Annotated in this window: 16 protein-coding genes and 1 CRISPR repeat array; all 16 genes read left to right on the top strand. The window is 41.9% G+C overall.

The window, feature by feature from the left end:
• Position 1: 1 nt before the first annotated feature.
• The 16 genes from csm3 to BR86_RS0107495 all read left to right on the top strand — a co-directional run bounded on the left by csm3 (position 2) and on the right by BR86_RS0107495 (position 16,863).
• Positions 2 to 667, top strand: coding sequence for a type III-A CRISPR-associated RAMP protein Csm3 (csm3, locus tag BR86_RS0107580; protein ID WP_031472693.1), 666 nt, complete (start codon positions 2 to 4; stop codon positions 665 to 667).
• Positions 668 to 682: 15 nt separating this feature from the next.
• Entirely contained in the window at positions 683 to 1,600 is a 918-nt protein-coding gene (gene csm4, locus BR86_RS0107575) for a type III-A CRISPR-associated RAMP protein Csm4 (protein WP_031472691.1), read from the top strand.
• Between the two features lie 3 nt (positions 1,601 to 1,603).
• Positions 1,604 to 2,704 carry a type III-A CRISPR-associated RAMP protein Csm5 gene (gene csm5 / locus BR86_RS0107570; RefSeq protein WP_031472689.1) on the top strand — a complete coding sequence of 367 codons (1,101 nt, stop codon included), beginning with the start codon at positions 1,604 to 1,606 and terminating at the stop codon, positions 2,702 to 2,704.
• A gap of 141 nt (positions 2,705 to 2,845) precedes the next feature.
• Positions 2,846 to 3,364: direct repeats of the CRISPR family, unit length 35 nt; unit sequence ATTTAGGAATAGATTCTCCGAAAGGAGATGGAAAC.
• A 48-nt stretch (positions 3,365 to 3,412) separates the two neighbouring features.
• Positions 3,413 to 4,414: a CRISPR-associated endonuclease Cas1 gene (cas1, locus tag BR86_RS0107565; protein ID WP_031472687.1), complete on the top strand. Its 1,002-nt coding sequence runs from the start codon at positions 3,413 to 3,415 to the stop codon at positions 4,412 to 4,414.
• 4 nt (positions 4,415 to 4,418) lie between these two features.
• Entirely contained in the window at positions 4,419 to 4,739 is a 321-nt protein-coding gene (gene cas2, locus BR86_RS0107560) for a CRISPR-associated endonuclease Cas2 (RefSeq protein WP_031472685.1), read from the top strand.
• Between the two features lie 10 nt (positions 4,740 to 4,749).
• Positions 4,750 to 6,057 (top strand): type III-A CRISPR-associated CARF protein Csm6, encoded by a 1,308-nt coding sequence (csm6, locus tag BR86_RS0107555; RefSeq protein ID WP_031472683.1) that lies wholly within the window; start codon positions 4,750 to 4,752, stop codon positions 6,055 to 6,057.
• A 295-nt stretch (positions 6,058 to 6,352) separates the two neighbouring features.
• Complete coding sequence (locus BR86_RS0107550) at positions 6,353 to 7,939, top strand: sugar transferase (RefSeq protein WP_242841585.1); 1,587 nt, start codon at positions 6,353 to 6,355, stop codon at positions 7,937 to 7,939.
• A gap of 246 nt (positions 7,940 to 8,185) precedes the next feature.
• On the top strand, positions 8,186 to 9,475 hold the full coding sequence (locus BR86_RS0107545) for an LCP family protein (protein ID WP_051684672.1): 1,290 nt from the start codon (positions 8,186 to 8,188) through the stop codon (positions 9,473 to 9,475).
• Between the two features lie 182 nt (positions 9,476 to 9,657).
• Entirely contained in the window at positions 9,658 to 10,257 is a 600-nt protein-coding gene (locus BR86_RS15965; RefSeq protein WP_143099343.1) for a hypothetical protein, read from the top strand.
• Positions 10,258 to 10,561: 304 nt separating this feature from the next.
• A complete protein-coding gene (locus BR86_RS0107535; RefSeq protein ID WP_051684671.1) occupies positions 10,562 to 11,287 on the top strand; it encodes a CpsB/CapC family capsule biosynthesis tyrosine phosphatase in 726 nt (241 codons plus the stop codon).
• 44 nt (positions 11,288 to 11,331) lie between these two features.
• Positions 11,332 to 12,129, top strand: coding sequence for a YveK family protein (locus BR86_RS0107530; RefSeq protein WP_051684670.1), 798 nt, complete (start codon positions 11,332 to 11,334; stop codon positions 12,127 to 12,129).
• 82 nt (positions 12,130 to 12,211) lie between these two features.
• Complete coding sequence (locus tag BR86_RS0107525) at positions 12,212 to 12,892, top strand: polysaccharide biosynthesis tyrosine autokinase (RefSeq protein WP_161767294.1); 681 nt, start codon at positions 12,212 to 12,214, stop codon at positions 12,890 to 12,892.
• Positions 12,893 to 13,013: 121 nt separating this feature from the next.
• Complete coding sequence (locus BR86_RS0107520; protein ID WP_031472672.1) at positions 13,014 to 14,234, top strand: nucleotide sugar dehydrogenase; 1,221 nt, start codon at positions 13,014 to 13,016, stop codon at positions 14,232 to 14,234.
• A 201-nt stretch (positions 14,235 to 14,435) separates the two neighbouring features.
• Positions 14,436 to 14,963 (top strand): PssD/Cps14F family polysaccharide biosynthesis glycosyltransferase, encoded by a 528-nt coding sequence (gene pssD, locus BR86_RS0107515; RefSeq protein ID WP_242841584.1) that lies wholly within the window; start codon positions 14,436 to 14,438, stop codon positions 14,961 to 14,963.
• Between the two features lie 12 nt (positions 14,964 to 14,975).
• Positions 14,976 to 15,452, top strand: a complete 477-nt coding sequence (pssE, locus tag BR86_RS0107510; RefSeq protein ID WP_031472668.1) for a PssE/Cps14G family polysaccharide biosynthesis glycosyltransferase — start codon at positions 14,976 to 14,978, stop codon at positions 15,450 to 15,452.
• A gap of 361 nt (positions 15,453 to 15,813) precedes the next feature.
• A complete protein-coding gene (locus tag BR86_RS0107495; RefSeq protein WP_031472666.1) occupies positions 15,814 to 16,863 on the top strand; it encodes a glycosyltransferase family 4 protein in 1,050 nt (349 codons plus the stop codon).
• Positions 16,864 to 16,876 lie beyond the last annotated feature (13 nt).

Genomic DNA, 16,876 nt, shown 5'->3' with positions numbered 1-16,876 from the left:
GATGTACAGTAAAATTCAAATCACAGGTTGCTTGCGAGTTGAGACAGGTATGCATATTGGCGGTTCTTCTGCCTTTGCTGCTATCGGCGCGGTAGATTCTCCTATTTTTATGGACGTTAAGACCAAATTGCCAATGATTCCGGGATCGTCACTTAAAGGAAAAATGAGGACGCTTCTTGCCAAGGAATATAATGAAATGTTTGCAGTGAGACCGGACGACGATCATGAAAGAATCACCAGGCTTTTTGGATCTGCCAAAAAAGGTGACGTTAGAAAGAGCAGGCTTTTGTTTTCTGATATGGTTTTAGCGAATGAATCCGAACTTCGTAAGCTTGGATTACAGAGCATGACAGAAGTGAAATTTGAGAATACAATCAATCGTGCCACTGCAGTTGCTAATCCACGGCAGATTGAAAGGGCTGTACGAGGTTCTGAGTTTAAATTGGATATTATGTACGAATACGAAAAGGAAGATGATTTTATCGAAGACATGGAGACTCTTGCAGAAGGATTTAAACTTCTTCAATATGATTATCTGGGCGGAAATGGATCCAGAGGATATGGAAAAGTAAAATTAACAGACATTGCGGCTGAAGTGGTGGTAGGTAATGTCGAAGATTCATTGATGTCCAAATGTAATGAGATTCTCACTCAGAATCTTACCTAAGGATAGGATGACGATATGGAATATGAGATTTTTAAATTAAGGTTTCCGTATGGAGTGCATTTTGGAGATAAGTCATTGGAAAAGTCAAATGCGACATTTTCCGCCGACACTCTTTTTTCAGCACTGTGTATTGAAGCCCTGAAATCAGCCCATTTGTTTGATGAATTTTTTGAGTATGTAAAAAATGGTCAGCTTCTTATGTCGGATGGGTTTCCGTTTGTGAGTAATGAGTTTTTTCTTCCGAAACCTATGCTTCAATTTCACGCGGATGACGACGGTTCTTCGGTGAAAAAGAAACAGTTCAAAAGAATAAAATATGTAGCTATGTCTATGTGGGATGATTTTATTCGGGGAAACCTCGATCCGGAAAAAGAACTAAATCTTGAAAAGAAAATCGGGCATCACGAGTCGAATACTCACGTGGCTATTCGGGGATTGGAAGAAGCAATGCCTTATAGAGTAGGATCCTACCGGTTTTCGGATAAAGCAGGATTATATATTCTTTTTGGCTATGAAAAAAAAGAGATTAGAGATTTATTCTATAAATTACTTGATCGATTATCATTCTCGGGGTTGGGCGGAAAGCGGTCGGCCGGTTTGGGAAGATTTGAGATTTTTTTCGGCAAAATACCTGAGGACATAAGAACGTTACTTGAAAGAAAAACGGATAGATATGTATCATTATCTATAGGTTTGCCGATGGATGCAGAATTGGACTCCTGCATTGAGAATGCATCGTATATATTGGAAAAGAGAAGCGGATTTGTAGATTCTGCAGATTATTCCGATCAATATATGAGGAAAAGAGATTTGTATATGTTTGCTGCGGGGTCGGTTTTTTCAAAAAAATTCTGTGGTGATGTATTCGATGTATCATCAGGAGGAAAGCATCCGGTATATAAATACGGGAAACCGGTCTTTATAGGAGTATAGTTCATGAAAGAGTACTTGAGAGAATATGATGTAGAATTGGAAACGATCGGACCATTGTTCATCGGCTCAGGATACGAACTGAATAAAAAAGAATACTTGTTTGGAAATGATGAAATTAAGGTAATGGACATCCCGCGTCTTTTTTCTTTTTTTGAAAAAAAAGGTCTTCGGAACCGGTTTGAATCGTTCTTTTTGGATGATGTTAGGAAAGATCTTTTTCGATTTTTAAGAGAAAACAGCATTCGTATAGATGATGTGTCTGATTGTATAAAATATAGGATAAGGCAGTCAGATACTTCGCTGGAGCGTGGAAAACCGGCAGCAGTAATGGAATTTGTAAAGGATCCATATGGACTTCCTTATATCCCCGGAAGTTCCATAAAGGGTATGCTCAGAACGATTCTCTTGGCATCAGAGATTGCCTTACATGACAATCAATATGTGGCCAACAAAGAGAAAATTCGAGATTCTCTTTATCGAGGAGGCAATCGGAACACATTATTGAGGAAAGAAGTAAAAGATATTGAAGCGACAGCGTTTCATAAGTTAGGAAGAAATAAGGAAAAAAAAGACGATTCTGTCAACGATGTGCTGTCTGGATTAGTTATAAGTGATTCGCAGCCGCTTAATCTTGACGACCTGGTTCTTTGTCAGCGGGTGGAGTATCATGTGGATGGAGAAGAGAAACATTTGAATCTTTTAAGAGAATGCATCAAACCGGGCACGAAAATTCATTTCAAAATGACCATTGATTCTTTGATTTGCCCGTATGGTAAAGAAGATATTATCAACGCTATAAGGTTTTTTAACAAGAATTATAATGAGATGTTTCGCGACGTCTTTCCGAAGTTCACGCCAGGAAAAACGGATTCTGTCTATTTGGGAGGCGGAACAGGTTTTGTATCAAAAACAGTGATATATCCGTTGTTTGGGAAGCGAAATGGGATTGATGTGACAGTGAATGTTTTCGGTGCGACAAAAGTGCCAAGAAACCATAAGCATAATTTGGATAGGCAGATCGGGGTTTCACCACATATACTTAAAATGACATATTATTATGGAAAAATGTTTCATATGGGCGAATGCAGATGGCGGTTTTGTTGATGGATTTTGCCGCGATGCCTAAAAATACGGGCTTTACAACGATTTTTGGGCATCCGGCGTTTATCTCTATAGGCTGTTTGCAGTTTTGCCACGCAAATCGATATCTGAACCACGATTTTATCAGGGAATCAGAGGATGGGAATTTAGAAATAGATTCTCCGAAAGGAGATGGAAACGGTATCCTCACGGACGAAAGAAGTTTTTGCAAATTTAGGAATAGATTCTCCGAAAGGAGATGGAAACCTGTGTCGCTTTGTCAAGTTTTACGGATTCTGATTTAGGAATAGATTCTCCGAAAGGAGATGGAAACGATACTGTTCAAAATGTTTCATAACAAGTCCCTCGCAAAATTTAGGAATAGATTCTCCGAAAGGAGATGGAAACATAAACCACTTCACCGAGTAGCGCATATGTTGCTATTTAGGAATAGATTCTCTGAAAGGAGATGGAAACGGAAAATAGCGGCGTCTTGAACTTGCGGTTGCCGATTTAGGAATAGATTCTCCGAAAGGAGATGGAAACACGAAAGCACCGTAATCGCTGTATGCCATAATTAAATTTAGGAATAGATTCTCCGAAAGGAGATGGAAACCAATTCAGTGCTTCCTCCTTCACTACCTTCTCTATTTAGGAATAGATTCTCCGAAAGGAGATGGACGTTTTTTAAATTGCAAATCATGGTAGACCCATATAATCTGAGGTTATAATATGAGTGTGGTATATATTACAGAAAATGGTGCAATGTTAACTGCTGAGAATAATCGTATCAATATAAAATATAAGAATGGTTTGCTGGAATCGTTGCCCGTAGAAACTGTAGAGTGCATTATCTTGTTGGGAAAGGGGCAACTATCTACACAGTGTATGGAAACATGTATGACAAAGGGAATACATGTTTCCTTTTTCTCTAAGGGGGGACGATATTTTGGAAGACTAATGTCTACGGGTCATGTAAAAGCTGAATTGCAACGGAAGCAGGCAGCACTATATGAATCACAATTTGCTATAGACTTGAGTCGAAAAATTATTAATGCAAAAATAGCAAATCAGATTACTGTTTTGAGAAGATATGCAAAGAGTAGGTCAATTTGTGTGGACGAAGAAATCTTTAATATGCAAAATAGTAGAAAAAAAGTTATGCAGGTAAGTACAATATCTGAAATAATGGGATATGAAGGAAGTGCGGCAAGATCCTATTTTGAGGGGTTAAGTTATTGTATTGAATCAGAATTTAGATTTAAAGGACGTTCAAAACGACCGCCAAGGGATGAATTTAATTCTCTAATCAGTTTAGGATATTCTATTTTGATGAATGATTTATATGCAGAGATTGAAAACCATGGATTGAACCCATTTTTTGGATTTTTACATCGTGATGCAGAGCATCACCCAACATTGGCGAGTGATTTAATGGAAGAATGGCGGGCGGTTTTGGTTGACTCTCTTGCGATGAGTTTGATTAACGGACATGAACTGCACAAAGACGATTTCATATTTGAGGACGATAATGCGGGATGTTTTTTGACAAAACAATGCTTGATAAAATATGTTAGAAAACTGGATGAGAAGATGAAAACGAAAACGAGATATCTTAATCAGGTTGATTTCCCCGTAAATTTTAGGAATGCAATCGCATATCAGATTTCTTCGCTTGTTCGCTCAATCGAATGCGTGGACGCTTCCTTGTATAATCCAATTCAAATCAGGTGAAATAATGGAACGAGAAGATTATTTCTTTGGAGAGGGACAAACATCAGATTCCAAAAAAATTTATGCTTTGGTGATTTACGATATTGTAGACAATCGAAAGAGAACGAAGTTTGCAAAAATTTTGGAGGGGTATGGAAACAGAATCCAAAAATCTGGATTTGAAGTAAAAATATCGACTCGAAAATTTGAAAAACTTTTGAATGAAATTCCAAAATTTTGTAGTTCAATGGACACAATAAGAGTATATAGAATTTCAGGGCAGAACCTCGTTTATAAATGGGGAAAAGATGATAGCAAGACCCAAGATGATTTAATCATATTATAGGAGAATGAGAATGGGAAAGACAATTTTGTTTTCGGCGGTAGGCGGTACAGATCCGATTTCATTGAATAATTTGCATGATGGATCGCTTTTACATATTTGCAGATGGTATAAGCCGGATGAAGTGTATCTTTATATGTCAAAGGAGATGCTGGAATTCCAAAACCAGGATGATCGATATCGATATTGTATTAATAAATTGGCAGAGAGTCAAAACAGAGAAATAGTAATTCATGAAATCGAACGCCCTGAATTGGTTAATGTCCAGGATTTTAATTATTTCTATGATGATTTTAAAGAGTGTTTGTCAGAAATAATTAGAAATGCAGGGGATGCTGAGATATTGGTAAATATTTCATCCGGGACTCCTGCGATAAAGAGCGGACTGTTGGTTCTAATTACACTTGGAGAATTATACTGTAAGACAGTTCAGGTTATAACTCCGACCAAGAGTCTAAACGAACATAGTCATAAAGAATATGATGTAGAAATGTTATGGGAATTGAACGAGGATAATCTTCCCGATTCAGAGAATCGATGTAAGATTGTCTATTGCCCAAGCCTTTCAAATATAAAGCAAACAGAAATAATTAAACAATTAGTCCGTGAATATGATTATAAAGCTGCTTTGTCCGCAGCGGAACTTTTGCCGGAAGAAGCTACAAAGTCTTACTTAGCATTGTTAAAGATTGCTTGTGCAAGACTGCAATTGGATAATCGAGATTTGAATGCGCAGGTAAATCAATACCAAATGAGCGGATTCCCTGTTAAGGGCGATGATGCAAGAAAATATTTTGAATATGCACTGGCTTTGGATATTAAGCGGCGTCGTGGTGAATATGGGGATTTTGTTCGAGCACTTTCGCCTATTTTAGCAGATCTGTTTGAAATGGTTTTGTATAAGGAATGTGGGATAAATATCCGAAAATATGTTGAAGTAAAGAACAGAGTTCCAAGATGGAGCCCCAGTCTGCTGTGTGGGACGGAGGTTGAAAGCATTCTGATCAGCTCGTTTAGCAGTTTTGATTATAAGGCAGTGTCATCCATTCATATTCTTAAGATTATTGAAAACAAATGTCATAATGAAAAAGTAATAAATATTGTAGAATCGCTTCGACAAGTCGAGCAGGAAGTAAGAAATATAGCGGCACATGAGGTTGTATCTGTTACAGAGAAAATGATTAAAGATACGACTGGATATTCTTCGCAACAGGTTATGAATCTTGTGAAAGAAGCGTTCAAGTATACAAATTTGAATATTCGTTCCGAATATTGGGATGCATATGATGATATGAATGATTTTATTATTAGTAGAATTTAAAGAAAAAATGCATGACATAAAAGAACTGCATATTCGGGAATGTATAGCGGTAAGGAATTCACATAAATGATGTGCTTGTAAAGCCTTTGATCGATAATTCTTTTTTATGTATATGCAAAATATTCTGAAATAGTAATCGCCTCTGTTATTGAGACGACATTATTCATCGCCCCCTGAACAGCCAGTATTTTCTCTCAAAATGATCGAAAATTTACTGAAGAAAACAAAAATATGATTTATTTCTGTTGCTATTTGACAAATAAACGCATAGAATGATCATGGGGAAGAACTTTTGGTGATTGGATTTTACACTCTGCACACCTTTTTCGGTGTGGGGAGTTTTAGAGCTGACCATATAAGGGGGTGGAAAATAATGTATAGACGAAAGGTAAATGGCTGGCTTAAGCATCTGGATTTTATCGTGCTTGACATCCTATGTCTGGATCTATCCTTTATATTGGGATACTACATCCGACACGGCAGATTCTTTACAATATCGGACAGAGTCTACATAAATATGTGTTTTGTGCTGGTATTGGTAGACCTTGTCGTAGCATCCTCTTTCAATTCATTTCATCATGTGTTAAAGAGAGGTATCTATGCTGAGTTTGTTAAGATGCTGCAGCATCTCAGTATTGTTCTTGGTGTTACGGTATTTTACCTTTTTGCGGTACACCATGCAGCGATCATTTCCCGATTGAACATTCTCTATATGATTCTGATCGATATCGTTTTGGCATACATCGTGCGCTTATTGTGGAAAGAGAAACTGAAAAATAAACCGGTTTCCCAAAGAAGCAGCTCCCTTGTCATCCTTACGGGTCTTGAAAATGTAAGTGAGATCATTAACCGTGTTGCCAGAAACGAATATGGAAACCGCTTTATTTCAGCCGTTGTGGTATTTGACGGAACCGGCAAAACACAGTCTGTCTACGATGCCATAACAGCAAATGGCGGCAGTGTACTGCCGGAGAGCAAAAGTTTTGCCATAGGACTTCAGGTTGTGGCAGATAAGGATTCGCTCATTGAATATCTGCTTACAAACTGGGTGGATGAGATAATGCTGGACATTCCGGAATCCCTTGAAGGGCAGGAGGATATCGTGGATGCCATCATTGATATGGGCATCACCGTTCATGTGCGCGTTCCCGAGATGACTAAAACCAAAGGGCGTCATCAGACCATCGAGAGGATCGGAGAGTATAATGTTATCACCAACAGCATCGGGGACGCGTCCGCGTATGCACTGACGTTTAAACGGTTGATGGATATCTTCGGAGGAATTGTGGGTTCGGTTATAACCGTTTTTCTTGCGGTCATTGTTGGTCCCATCATATACATCCATTCTCCCGGTCCGATATTTTTCAAGCAAAAACGCGTAGGAAAGAATGGCCGAATGTTCTATATGTATAAATTCAGGTCCATGTACCCGGATGCGGAGAAACGGAAAAAGGAACTTATGGCACAGAACCGTATCAAGGATGGTTATATGTTCAAACTTGATTACGACCCGCGAATCATAGGCTGCTATAAGGACGAAAACGGCAGGATCCATAAGGGGATAGGGAATTTCATCCGTGACATGTCGATCGATGAATTTCCTCAGTTCTTCAATGTATTAAAGGGTGAAATGTCACTGGTGGGAACCAGACCGCCGACTCTTGATGAGTGGAAACGTTATAAACCCGAACATCGCGCCAGAATGTCTACGAAACCGGGCATAACCGGCTTGTGGCAGGTAAGCGGCAGGTCCAAGATAACCGATTTTGATCAGGTGGTGGCTCTCGACAAACAGTATATCGAGAACTGGCGCCAGGGATTGGATATAAAGATACTGTTTAAGACGATATGGGTGGTGATCGAACGAAAGGGAGCAATGTAAGTTCCTGACTCGCCGTGAAAGCAGGCACCTGTGATTTTTCATTCCGTCGCCGGAATGAGTTCAGGGTGTCTGCTTTTTTTGTGTTATAGGCAAATGTCTCCTTGTGGTGACCAGCGGCGGCGCTTAAAGCCCGGAAGAGCGGACGTTGTTCCGTACCTCATGATTCTGTGATGACGGGGAAATGGGAGCCGTACAGATAACACAGAACATGGCCCGGCACATAAAGGATAAGGAAAGGTTAAGGAAATGGAGTACGATCACGGTAAAGGCAGAAAAACACACAGGACCGGTAAGCCCGTAACCATATTTGCGGGAATCATAGTGCTTGCGGCAGTGGTTTCTTCCGCATGGCTTTATAACGAATACAAGCTGAGAAAGGCAGTGGAAGCGGCGAATGAAAAGAATGCGGCGTATACAGCCGGTACCCCGGAGCGTATCCCAACGGAGGAGATGAACGATCGGCTGAAGACGGCAGGGATGACCGTGGATGAAAACGGAAATGTAGGCCTTGAAGGCCTTGACATGGATCGCCTGATCAATAAGGTGCGATCCGATGGAGTGCTGACCGGGGGAGGAGTCCCGGATATAAAGTGTAAAAAGGCAGAGGATGGAAAACTCATCTATACGGTGAACGGACAGGAGACCGCGGAAAGACCGCAGCTTTTCGGGGAGAAGGAACTCTTTTATAACGGAGTGCACTACAAGAGAAATACAGCGGTGAAAGCCTGGCTGTTCCTCGGCGTAGATAACAAGGGCTCCTTACAGATCGACAGAGACATCAGTGAAATCGGTCTCTCTGACGGAATCTTTCTTGTTGCAGAAAATACGGCGAAGAATCGGGTACATATCATCCAGATTCCCCGTGATACCATGACCGTCATTACCGTGACGGATAAAAATTCAGATCCCGTTGGCACGGCGGTTGACCATCTGACCAGGGCATGGATGTATGGGGATAACCACGAAAAATCAGGGAAATACGCTATGGACGCGGTTTCCGGAGTTCTGGGCGGCTTAAAGATCGATGGCTACATGGCAGGCTCCATTGATATCATCAATAAGCTTAACAATTACGTGGGCGGCGTGGAAGTTACCATCGAGGATGATGATCTGGAGGCTGCGGATCCCGCGTTTGTAAAGGGAGCCACTGTGCTTCTGAAGGGCGATCAGGCGGAAAAGTTTGTGAGAAGAAGAGATATCACGGTGGATTTTACGGCCATGACCCGTATGTCAAGACATCGTCAGTATGTCATGGCCTTTGATCACAAGATTACGAAGCTTGCGAAAAGAGACTCCGATGTAATCCCGGGAATGTTTTCGCTCATAGAAGACAATATCGTGACGAACATGAAAAAAGGCACCTATCTTAAGATCGCCATGGATGCCGTGCTGAGCGGAGAACCTTTAAGCGATAAGGATTTTTCCAACTTGGAAGGTGAGAATCTGGTAAATCATGAAGAAGAAAAAGATGAATTCTGGCCGGATTATGAGCAGGTGGATCAGCTGGTATTGGATACTTTCTTCAGACAAATGTGACATGAAAGACAATTTTTTGGCACCGAATATATGAAAAGTAGTGTAGTAGAATGTTATTTTCACAATAATTATTGTAAAAATACACGATAAGATGTAAAATAGCTAAAAATAAAGGGTACTGTGAGTAGGGATATGTACTGCGGAAGTACCTTGGTGCATGATTTTTAAGGAGGCATATACCTATGAGAAAAAAACTTATGGTAATGGCACTTATCGCAGGACTCGCACTCTGCAGTTCCACAGCTGCATTTGCTGCGGGATCTAGCACAAACAACAGAGGTTATGAGGACAACTCGTCGGACGACGACTCCGGCAATCCACCTGCCAGCGCCACAAACACAGAAGTAATTACAGCTACACCATTTAATCTTTCGGAGAATGTCACACAGACTAAGTACATAGAGAATGGCGTAGAGGTGACAGTAACTGTCGTTGGTAATGACGGGACAACCCTTAATCAGTCGGAGTCCATCCGCAACGGCACACAGCATGTTATGCTCAGAACCACAACGGGAGGCGCCAATGTTGGACCGAACGGAGAAGTTATCTGCAAGAATTCGATCTGCGTTATCACGGAGAACGGTGTTTCTCAGGGATTCTTCGTCAATCCGGAAACCGGTCTTCCGTTAGCGACAGGCGCAGATGCAACCTACTGGGCATACGATGCAAACGGTAACCTTGTTCTTCACTACGTAAATGCAGAGGGGTACTTCTACACAGGAACTCACGTGATCAACGGACAGACAGTCACATTCAACAGCGAGGGCGTGATGTTAGGTTAAGAATTCCATATCCTACCTGCTCAAGAGGTTACATACAAACGCACAAATTTTATCAGGATCATGGATCGGAAAGGCAGCAGACCGGGTCTACTGCCTTTCGTACTTTCATAATAGTATAATGTGCGCAAGGGATTTTCCGGCGTAAGGCATCAGGAAAAGCCGCCGCCGGTGGAACCCTTGCAAAATTATGTTTTGATGCAGTTTTCGGAGCCTGCAGACCTGTATCCAAACATAATCCGGAAGACACCTGCATCTTCGCTTTTGGTCAGATACAGGGCCGGGATCACAGAAAAGGAGAATCGAGATGTTCGACATACACTCCCACATCATCTACCATATCGATGACGGCTCCCGGGATATGGAGGAATCGGTAGAACTTATCCGTTCTGCCGTCAGGCAGGGGGCGACCGATATCATAGCGACACCCCACTATTATCCTGAATGTCCAGGCGATCCTGTTCGAATAAAGGAAAAGCTTTCCAATATTGAGAAAGCAGTAAAGAAAGCCGGGATTTCAGTCAGATTATATGCCGGTAATGAAGTCCTGTATTTTGACAGTATGGCGGAACGCCTGAAAAACGGGGAGATACTTACTCTTGCGGGCAGCAGATATACCCTTATCGAGTTTTATCCCCTGGAAAGCTATAAAACCATTCTGAAATGCGTTCGCAACATTAGAAACGCAGGATACCTTCCCGTCATAGCGCATGCAGAAAGATTCAGGGGGCTGAGAGAAAACGGTCTTGACGAGATCATCGGCCTCGGGGCATACATACAGCTTTCTACCGAACCCATCGGCAGAAAAGGACTTTCCGCAGTCTTTGACGGAGAAACCAGGTTTGTGAGGAAGGCTCTGAAACGAAAAGAAGTTCATTTTCTGGGTACGGATATGCACCGTGCGGACACGAGACCTCCGGTGATAACGGATGCTCTGAAATGGATTTCCGATAACCTTGACAAGGATTATGCGAATGCGATCCTTTCCGGGAATGCCATGAAGATGACGGAAGATAACGAGATCGATCGATAGACAATCTTTCATGCCCCTTACACCCTGACAATTGTGAGGAACCTATGCCAGATACTAATAACAATAACAATTTATTTCCACCAGACAACTTATTTACCATCAATACTCTGGACGACGATCAAGATGATGAGATTGATTTCGGTCAGATATTTTTTGAGCTGAAGAAAAGGGTTCTGATTCTTATCCTGGCGCTGGTGCTGGGAGGCGGAATCGGATATTCGATTTCCAGGTTCGTGCTGACGCCAACTTATACCAGCACTTCCATTATCTATGTTATGACGAAGGAAACCACCATTACGTCCCTGACGGACCTTCAGATCGGTTCCCAGCTTACCGCTGATTATAAGGTTCTGGTCACCTCCAGAACCGTCATGGAAAATGCCATTAAGAAACTGAATATCCAGGACATGAATTATCTTGATCTGAGACGTAAGATCACTCTTGAGAATCCACAGAATACCCGTGTTTTAAATATCTCGGTGCTGGATACGGATCCAACCAGAGCGAAGCTGCTTACGGATGCGGTTTCGGAATGTGCTTCCGACTATATCGCGGACATCATGGAACAGGATCCGCCGAAGATTATCGAATATGGTGAGATTCCGCTCCAGAAGACAGGTCCTCAGAGCGGGAGAAATGCCGTGATCATGGCGGCGGTATTCTTCATGATCACGGCCGGATTCATCGTTATTTCAACCATGGCAAATGACACCATAAGAACGGAGGATGATATCGAGAATTACTTCAAGCTTCCGGTTCTTGCGGCAATCCCGGAAAGGGACCCGGAGGCGGCCAGGAAGGCGGAACAATATAATTATGCTTACAGAAAAAAACAAAAGTAAGGATCTTTCGTTAATGACCATCAATAAAAAAACGGTAAATTTGAAACTGGCTCCGGATGACGATTTCCGATTCAGTGAAGCCATGAGAACTTTAAGAACCAACCTGTTGTTCTCCGGATCGAAGGTTAAGAATATTCTTATTACATCCACTTCACCAAACGAAGGAAAAACCACAACATCCTTTGAGCTTGCCAGAGTTTTCGCAGAGTCGGGAAAACATACGCTGTATCTTGACTGCGATATCCGAAAATCAGAGTTTGCTGCTGTGCACCGGGTCAGGGGGGAGATTGTGGGACTATCCCAGATGCTTACGGGACAGGTGGCACTGGAAGACGGGTTTTATAACGATCCCAAGATGCCGAATCTGGATATGATCTTTGCAGGTCCCTATTCACCGAATCCCACAGAGCTTTTTGAAGATGAGATGTGCGAAAAATTGTTCCGGTTCATTAAAGAACTGAACTACGACATTGTGATCATGGACACTGCCCCCATCGGAACCGTTATCGATGCAGCGATCCTTACACGTTATGCGGACGGAGCGGCGCTTGTGGTAGAAGCGGATGTAACCACAAGACGTCTTTTCCGGAAATCGAAGGAACAGCTTGACCGTACGGGCGTCCGATTTCTGGGAGTTATTCTTAACAAGGTCAATATGACAAAGAGCGGTTATTACAACAGTTACTACAGCTACCATAAGTACGGAAAGAAATACTCAAAGTACGGATATGGTTATGGGGAGTACAGCAAGCCGAAGGCATAAGTTTTTGGACAGAAGTATTCCGATAGAAGCTCTGAAACAAGAGAGATTGAATGTGGATATATTGGAAAAGTGTGAATTTTCGTTGTTGGACAGCGGCCCGTAAGGCTGGAAGTGGAGAACGATGAATATTGCAGTTGCAGGAACGGGATATGTTGGACTATCATTGGCAGTTCTGTTAAGCCAGAAGAACACAGTTACTGCTGTGGATATTATGCCGGAGAAAATTGATAAGATCAGAAAATGGCAGTCACCAATCCAGGATGAATACATCGAGAAGTATTTTGCAGAGGCTGCGTCCGGGGAGAGAAAACTGCATTTAACGGCTACTGTTGACGGAGCAGCCGCATATGCATCCGCTGACTTTGTGATCATCGCTGCTCCGACGAATTATGATCCTCAGAAGAACTTCTTCGATACCGGCGCGGTAGAATCGGTGATCGAGCTGGTGCTTAAGAGCAGCGACACCGCAGCCATGATCATCAAATCCACAATTCCGGTTGGTTATACGGAAAGCGTCAGGAAGAAGTACAACACAGACAGAATTTTTTTCAGCCCGGAATTCCTGCGTGAATCGAAGGCACTTTATGATAACCTCTACCCATCACGCATTATCGTCGGCGGCGGGGGAGAGAAGGTGGAACAGTTCGCCCAACTGCTGAAGGATGCTGCTCTCAATGAACCGCAAGTGCTGTTGATGGGTGTCACAGAAGCCGAAGCGGTGAAACTTTTTGCGAACACCTATCTTGCCTTGCGTGTCAGCTACTTCAACGAGCTTGACACCTATGCGGAGATGAAAGGATTGAAGACACAGGACATCATCCGCGGTGTAAGCCTTGACCCTCGCATTGGAGATTATTATAACAATCCGAGCTTTGGGTATGGCGGATACTGCCTGCCGAAAGATACAAGACAGCTTCTTGCAAATTATCAGGATGTACCGGAAAATCTCATCCATGCGATTGTTGAGTCGAACAGGACGAGGAAAGACTTTATCGCGGACAGAGTGCTGCAGATTGCCGGCGCGAACAGTTACAGCGAAGCGTACAAAGGTGAGCGGGAAGTTGTCATAGGCGTTTACCGGCTGACGATGAAGAGCAACAGCGATAACTTCCGTCAGAGCAGTATTCAGGGTGTCATGAAGAGGATTAAGGCAAAAGGCGCAACCGTAATTATATATGAGCCTGCGCTGGAAGATGGCAGCAGTTTTTATGGAAGCCAGGTTCTCAACGATATTGCAGAATTCAAGAGACAGAGTCAGGTGATTATCGCGAACCGATATGATTCGGTGCTTGATGACGTAGCCGATAAGATTTATACGAGAGACCTGTTCAAGAGAGATTGACTATACGGTGTGTCTTGAAGATTCTATGTAGACCCAACCCGGAACAGATGAGAAATTTAACAGTAGGAAAGTCAAAGGCCCTTGTGAGATGCAAGTCTCATTTAGGGCACTTTGACATTTTAAATCTACAGAAATAAGGAGAAGCAAATCTGACAACCTGAATTAACCGGTTTATTTATCCGATTAGCGAGGTTTTTTTTGTTGAAAAAAGATTCTGCCATGGTTTTGAATGGTGCAGGTGTTTTGGTGGAGCGGAGACGAAACTATATGGAAAAGAAAATTTGTTTTGCTTCATCCTCCGGTGGTCATTTTGAACAGTTGGTGATGCTGAGACCATTGATGGAGAAATACGATAGCTTTGTGATCACGGAGGAAACTTCATATAAAGCAAACGTCAAAGGACAAAAAATGTATTACCTGAAGCAGGTCAATCGTAAAGAAAAGACCTTCATTCCAAGAATGATTGCGAATACATTCATATCTTTGAGGATTTTTAGAAAAGAGAAGCCAAACGTGGTCATTTCCACCGGTGTTCTTGCCACGATTCCGATGTGTCTGATTGCAAAACTTCACGGAAAGAAGCTCATTTACATAGAGTCCTTTGCTAAAGTGACATCGGCAACTCTTACCGGAAAGCTGTTATACAAGTACGCTGATCAGTTCTATGTTCAGTGGCCGGAGATGAAGAAGATTTTTCCGAAGGCGATCTATCTTGGAGGTATCTACTGATTGGAGGGGAAGATGATCTTTATTACATTGGGATCTCAGAAGTTTCAGTTTAATAGACTCCTCCAGGCCGTGGATGAGTTGATTGAAAAAGGCGTTATTGAGGATGAGGTGTTTGCTCAGACCGGATATAGCGATTATAAGCCGAAATATTTTGAATATAAGCAGTTCCTGGACAGAGAAGAGTTCGATGCACAGGAAGGCAAGTGTGACATTCTGATTACACATGGGGGTACCGGTGCAATCATCGGTGCAGTTAAGAAGGGAAAAAAGGTTATTGCTGTTCCAAGACTTGCAAAGTACGGCGAACACGTTGATGATCATCAGATTCAGCTGATCGAACAGTTCAAAGGACAGAACCTGATCTGTGGACTGAATGATGCAGCGGGACTGGAAGGCGGTTTGAAGTTCGTGAAGGAACATGAATTTGACGCATACCAGAGTAACACGAAGAAGATTATTGACAGTATTGAGAGTTTTATTGAGGGGTAAACTCGGATGGACAATCTGTTAAAGAGTGTGATTCTTACACCGTTTAATATTCTTTATAAAGTAAATAAGGAATTGGAACTGAAGCTGCTCTTCAGATTGAAGTGTGGATATAAGCTCAATCTTAAGTATCCTAACCGAGTGGAATTTGATCAAAGGATATGAAATGGCATATCCGAACAGTGGTGTAGCAATTGAAAAGCCGGAAGCACTGGATAAACTCCTGAAGTATGCAAGGATTCTTTCCGAGGATTTTCTGCATGCCAGAACCGATTTTTTATTGTTGACGGGAAAGTAGTCTTTGGTGAGATCACTATCTCAAACAGTGAAGGTTTCGGCAAGTAGCACCAGAGGAGAGGATGATATGAGCAATGAAGTGATTTATGTAGGATGGATTAATAAAGGCAAGACTGCTGATTGCGGCGAAACGATGAAGAATCAGCTGTGTATTAGCAAACTTGAAACCTTCGGAGTTAAGTGCCTGCAAATGGATTTTAAAAATTGGAGAAAACATCCTTGGGTTTTGATACAGTTAGCATGGAATATGCTTACGAAAAAAAATGCAACACTAATTCTTTCCACTTCTGCAAAAAATGTCTATCCGTTGATGAAACTTATGAAAACGATTGGATGGAGGGGTAACTCCGTTCATTGGGTAATTGGCGGTAATTTTGGGCAAAAAGTTCAAAATAATGATTTTAAAGCTGAGACGGTCAATTATATGAAGCACACATTAGTTGAAAGCAGACTGATGGTAGAGCAGCTTGAAGCGTGTGGCGTGACCGGTGTGAAAGAAGTGCCGAATTTTAAACCAATAGAGTATTATCCAGCGCTGAACGAAAAGTATCCTGCTACCACTAAACCACTTCGGTTAGTTTTTTTAAGTCGAATCATGCCGGAAAAAGGATGCGATTATATTTTTGAAGCTGCTGGAATTTTGAATGAAGAGGGCTTTGCGGATAAGTACATAATTGATTTCTATGGCAAGGTTAAAAATGAATATAAAGATGTTTTTTTTAGAAAAATTAGCATGTTGGAAAATGTTAATTACAAGGGTTTTCTGAATCTTAGGATAAAAGAAGGTTATGATCAATTAGCTGCCTATGATGCAATGTTGTTCCCTACATATTGGATAAGTGAAGGCCTCGCAGGTGTATTCATTGATGCATTCATAGCTGGGGTGCCTATGATTGCTACGGACTGGGCACACAATAAGGCTTTTTTACAAGAAGAGGAAACAGCATTGTTTATTCCTGTGCATGATGTGATGGCACTTAAAAACAAGATTCAGGAATGTATTGAAGGGAAATACGATCTTCAGGAAATGAGTAAGAAATGCCAGAAGGAAGCAGACAGATTCAATGTAGATAATGTTATAACAGAAGGATTGCTAAAAGAAATAGGGGTATTATAAGAGCAATGGGATT

The organism is [Clostridium] aminophilum DSM 10710 (assembly GCF_000711825.1).
In the GTDB taxonomy this organism is placed as follows: Bacteria; Bacillota; Clostridia; order Lachnospirales; family Lachnospiraceae; genus Clostridium_R; species Clostridium_R aminophilum.
This window is presented reverse-complemented; position numbering and strand designations above follow the sequence as displayed.

Excerpts from the sequence above, each read along its gene's own strand:
- csm3 (WP_031472693.1), top strand. The coding sequence starts at position 2 with ATGTACAGTAAAATTCAAATCACAGGTTGCTTGCGAGTTGAGACAGGT.
- csm4 (WP_031472691.1), top strand. The coding sequence starts at position 683 with ATGGAATATGAGATTTTTAAATTAAGGTTTCCGTATGGAGTGCATTTT.
- csm5 (WP_031472689.1), top strand. The coding sequence starts at position 1,604 with ATGAAAGAGTACTTGAGAGAATATGATGTAGAATTGGAAACGATCGGA.
- cas1 (WP_031472687.1), top strand. The coding sequence starts at position 3,413 with ATGAGTGTGGTATATATTACAGAAAATGGTGCAATGTTAACTGCTGAG.
- cas2 (WP_031472685.1), top strand. The coding sequence starts at position 4,419 with ATGGAACGAGAAGATTATTTCTTTGGAGAGGGACAAACATCAGATTCC.
- csm6 (WP_031472683.1), top strand. The coding sequence starts at position 4,750 with ATGGGAAAGACAATTTTGTTTTCGGCGGTAGGCGGTACAGATCCGATT.
- BR86_RS0107545 (WP_051684672.1), top strand. The coding sequence starts at position 8,186 with ATGGAGTACGATCACGGTAAAGGCAGAAAAACACACAGGACCGGTAAG.
- BR86_RS15965 (WP_143099343.1), top strand. The coding sequence starts at position 9,658 with ATGAGAAAAAAACTTATGGTAATGGCACTTATCGCAGGACTCGCACTC.
- BR86_RS0107535 (WP_051684671.1), top strand. The coding sequence starts at position 10,562 with ATGTTCGACATACACTCCCACATCATCTACCATATCGATGACGGCTCC.
- BR86_RS0107530 (WP_051684670.1), top strand. The coding sequence starts at position 11,332 with ATGCCAGATACTAATAACAATAACAATTTATTTCCACCAGACAACTTA.
- BR86_RS0107525 (WP_161767294.1), top strand. The coding sequence starts at position 12,212 with ATGAGAACTTTAAGAACCAACCTGTTGTTCTCCGGATCGAAGGTTAAG.
- BR86_RS0107520 (WP_031472672.1), top strand. The coding sequence starts at position 13,014 with ATGAATATTGCAGTTGCAGGAACGGGATATGTTGGACTATCATTGGCA.
- pssE (WP_031472668.1), top strand. The coding sequence starts at position 14,976 with ATGATCTTTATTACATTGGGATCTCAGAAGTTTCAGTTTAATAGACTC.
- BR86_RS0107495 (WP_031472666.1), top strand. The coding sequence starts at position 15,814 with ATGAGCAATGAAGTGATTTATGTAGGATGGATTAATAAAGGCAAGACT.